The organism is Mycobacterium sp. NAZ190054, from assembly GCF_001545925.1.
Lineage (GTDB): Bacteria > Actinomycetota > Actinomycetes > Mycobacteriales > Mycobacteriaceae > Mycobacterium.
In genome coordinates, this window is the sequence record NZ_LMVQ01000394.1 from 1 (window position 1) to 2,438 (window position 2,438).

General features: G+C 72.1%; 1 protein-coding gene and 3 pseudogenes. 3 read left to right on the top strand and 1 reads right to left on the bottom strand.

Annotation, left to right across the window (positions count from 1 at the left end; genetic code table 11):
• Positions 1 to 47: 47 nt before the first annotated feature.
• The 3 genes and pseudogenes from ASJ79_RS32655 to ASJ79_RS33385 all read left to right on the top strand — a co-directional run.
• A pseudogene (locus ASJ79_RS32655) lies at positions 48 to 182 on the top strand (DNAase); the annotation flags it as partial.
• Between the two features lie 177 nt (positions 183 to 359).
• Entirely contained in the window at positions 360 to 974 is a 615-nt protein-coding gene (gene cobO, locus ASJ79_RS22570) for a cob(I)yrinic acid a,c-diamide adenosyltransferase (protein WP_067960164.1), read from the top strand.
• Positions 968 to 2,257, top strand: a pseudogene (locus ASJ79_RS33385) (cobyrinate a,c-diamide synthase); the annotation flags it as partial. The gene cobO and the pseudogene ASJ79_RS33385, both read left to right, overlap by 7 nt.
• Positions 2,258 to 2,346: 89 nt before the next feature.
• On the opposite strand, the pseudogene ASJ79_RS34350 reads toward ASJ79_RS33385, so the two are convergent.
• A pseudogene (locus ASJ79_RS34350) lies at positions 2,347 to 2,438 on the bottom strand (amidase family protein); the annotation flags it as partial.

Genomic DNA, 2,438 nt, shown 5'->3' on the forward strand with positions numbered 1-2,438 from the left:
CGCCGTCGTGATGTAGTAGGGCTCACTCATTTGAGGTTCACCCTAGAGTGTGGGCCGTGAGTGCCAAGCGAGAGCCGCCGCCGGTCCCGGAGCCCCTCACCCCGCTCATCGACGCTCACACCCATCTGGACGCGTGCGGCGCCCGCGACGCCGGCGGCGTGCGCGCCATCCTCGATCGCGCACCTGGCCCGCCAGGGCGTCGGTGCGGTCGTCGTCGACTGCGAGAACAGCCGCATGCGGCTGGGTCTGGCGCAGACGCTCGCCGAGTACATGGCGGCCGACCACATCCGGCTGGCGCAGGTCAACGCCCAGGCGCTGACCGACATCGTTCGTGACGTCACGCGAGAAGGAGCAGCCTGATGCCTCAGGGACAGCCGTCCACGATCCCCGACGACCGCCTCACCACCCGGCAGCGGCGCAACCGGCCGCTGCTGATGGTGCACACCGGCGACGGCAAGGGGAAGTCGACCGCCGCGTTCGGGTTGGCGCTGCGCGGGTGGAATCAGGGCTTCCGCATCGGGGTGTTCCAATTCGTGAAGTCCGCGAAGTGGCGCATCGGCGAGCAGACCGTGCTGGAACGGCTCGGCGCGCTGCACGCCCAGACCGGTGAGGGCGGGCCCGTCGAGTGGCACAAGATGGGCGCGGGCTGGTCGTGGACCCGGAAGGCGGGCAGCGAGGAGGACCACGCCGCCGCAGCGGTCGAAGGCTGGGCGGAGATCAAACGCAGGCTCGCCGCCGAGGCCCACGACCTGTACGTGCTCGACGAGTTCACCTACCCGATCAACTGGGGCTGGGTCGACATCGACGACGTCGTGGACACCCTCGCGCACCGCCCCGGCCACCAGCACGTGGTCGTCACCGGCCGGCGGGCCGACCCGCGCCTGATCGAGATCGCCGACCTCGTCACCGAGATGGGCAAGGTCAAGCACCCGATGGACGCGGGCCAGAAGGGTCAGCGGGGCATCGAATGGTGACCACCGCGCTGCCCCGCATCGTCGTCGCGGCACCGGCCTCGGGGCACGGGAAGACCACCGTCGCCACCGGGTTGATGGCCGCGCTGGCCGCGCGGGGTCTGCAGGTGTCGGGTCACAAGGTGGGGCCGGACTACATCGACCCCAGTTACCACGCGATGGCCACCGGCAGGCCGGGACGCAACCTGGACCCGTTCATGGTGGGCGCGGAACGCATCGTGCCGCTGCTGCTGCACGGGGCCGCGGCCGCCGACATCGCCGTCATCGAAGGGGTGATGGGGCTTTTCGACGGCCGGCTCGGAACCGACGGTGAGGCCTCGACGGCCCACGTGGCGGCGTTGACGTCGGCGCCGGTGGTGCTCGTCGTCGACATCTCCCACGCGTCGCGGACGCACGCCGCGGTCGTGGCCGGGCTGGCGGCCTTCGACCCCGCCGTCCGCATCGCCGGCGTCATCCTGAACAAGTGCCGCACCTCGCGGCACGCCGACGAGGTGCAAGAAGCGTTGCGCCGCACCGGAATTCCGGTACTCGGGGTGCTTCCACGGGACGCCGGTGTGGAGACGCCGTCGCGGCACCTGGGGCTGATCCCGGCCGCCGAGCGCACGGAATCCGCGGCGACGCTGGACCGGTTGGCGGAGGTGATCGCCGCGCACGTCGACCTCGACGCGGTACTCGCGATCGCCACGGCGGCACCGGCGCTGGACGGATCCGCCTGGGACGCGTCGGCCGAAATCGTCGCACCGTCGCCGGCCCGCCCCGTGGTCGCGATGGCCGGCGGCCGGGCATTCACCTTCCGCTACGCCGAAGTCGAGGAGTTGCTGCGCGCGGCGGGCTGCGTGGTCGTGGACTTCGATCCGCTCACCGACACCGCGCTGCCGCCGGGCACGGCGGGGATCTATCTCGGCGGCGGTTTCCCCGAGGTGCACGCCGCCGCGCTGGCCGGCAACCCGTCGCTGATCGCCGCGCTGCGCACCGCCATCGCAGACGGTGTGCCGACGGTGGCCGAATGCGCGGGTCTGGCGTACCTGTGCCGCACGCTCGACGACATCCCGGCGGTGGCCGCGGTGGACGCCGCGGCGGCGATGACCCCGCGGCTCACCCTGGGTTATCGCACCGCCACCTCCCCCACCGACTCGCTGCTGGGCCGCCGGGACGAAGAGGTCACCGGCCACGAGTTCCACCGCACCCGCGTGACCCCGCATGCCGGCGGGATCGACGGCGCCGATGCACACGCGCCCGCCTGGGTCCTGCCCGCCGGACCCGACGGCTTTGCCGGTCCCACCCTGCACGCGTCCTACCTGCACGTGCACTGGGCGGGTCACCCCCAGCTGGCGCAGCGGTTCGCCGACGCCGTCCACCACCACCACGCCGATCCGTTGCGGGTGGGGCCGTACGCCGAGTTCTCGGTCGACGACCCCATCGCGAACTCGTCCATGTTGGTCTTGCCGAGGATCGGGATACCGGCCG